Origin of the sequence: Cellulophaga geojensis KL-A (genome assembly GCF_000568425.1) — a bacterium.
Taxonomy (GTDB): domain Bacteria; phylum Bacteroidota; class Bacteroidia; order Flavobacteriales; family Flavobacteriaceae; genus Cellulophaga; species Cellulophaga lytica.
On the sequence record NZ_ARZX01000072.1, the window covers coordinates 1 to 1255 of the forward strand.

The 1255-nt window shown below is 29.2% G+C and carries 1 protein-coding gene; it reads left to right on the top strand.

Annotation, left to right across the window (positions count from 1 at the left end; genetic code table 11):
• Positions 1 to 139 precede the first annotated feature (139 nt).
• On the top strand, positions 140 to 1096 hold the full coding sequence (locus tag KLA_RS17230) for a hypothetical protein (protein ID WP_034647422.1): 957 nt from the start codon (positions 140 to 142) through the stop codon (positions 1094 to 1096).
• Positions 1097 to 1255 lie beyond the last annotated feature (159 nt).

Here is a 1255-nt window from a genome sequence, read left to right on the forward strand (position 1 = left end):
CACGCAACAAACCATATACAAACACGTTAGCGGCAATATTGAAAAACCTGTTCACTAGTTAAAATGACCACTTCACTCAATTTGAATTTTCATTTAGAATAACATAATGTAGTTTTGTTGAAATTTGAATCCTAAATTAATGAAAAAAGTAATATTTCTCTTTCTTATAGTTATTTCTTCAACACAAAATTCATTTGCACATCAAGATTTTTGGATTACAAAAGAATTCGGAAATGTAAAGACAAGAATAAAGACTGGTTACTTTTACGAGGAAATTCAAAAAATTGAAATAATCGGTGAGTTAGCTAAAATTTTATGTGAAAAACTAAATTATACAGAACCCATTTTATTGGATTTTAATCATTTTTATGTAGGACAATGCGAACCAGACTATTTTATAAGTTTTGATAAAGGAATTATAAAATATGATTATGGTAAAATTGAAAAAGGAATTAAATTATTGAGTAAAAATGGAATTGTAATTCGACAAGTAAGCAATGAATTTGACCCATCAACAAGTTTAGCACTTTTAGAATATGCAATCTTGAATTTAAAAACCATTAAATCTAACCAAAAAGAGATTGAGTATGATGAAAACTATTGCCAATGGATAATTAATACGTTTGATACTATTAAAATAAAAGAAGCTGTTAAAAATCGACTAAGCCATTCTGTTAAAGAAGTGCTTGCAAACAAAATTTACAGACCAGAAAGTGATTTTAAATTTGGTTATACATACTATTGGCAAGACGGCAAATTCACAGTCATTGAATTAGATGTAAATGGAAAAGAGACAATTGTCAGTGAGTTTGAGAAACTTTACGATTTTAAGCGTGTTGGAAATTGTGTTTTTATATTCACTTCTGCTTCTGACTTTTACACCATAAATAAAACATATGGTCGACGTCCAAAAATCATTTCTAAAAAGTGGACAATTACAAATGCCGAAGAGAATTATCGCCCATACAAATTGGAATATATTGGTGGATATAAATATTCCATCTATTTCTGGTATAATTCAAATGAGGAAGGATTACAACCAAAACATAGGACTTTGATTTATGACGAATCAACTGATGAGTTATTAAAATTATGAAAATACTACCGCTAACAACGTGTATAATTAATTACGGCGGAATTCCTTCGCAGGAATTCACTCGAATTAATTAACTTAGCTCAACGTCGGAAAATCCTAACTGATTTTCCGTAACTAACCATACACAAACCGTTGCCTACAATTATGAAAAAAATCCTG

Excerpts from the sequence above, each read along its gene's own strand:
- KLA_RS17230 (WP_034647422.1), top strand. The coding sequence starts at position 140 with ATGAAAAAAGTAATATTTCTCTTTCTTATAGTTATTTCTTCAACACAA.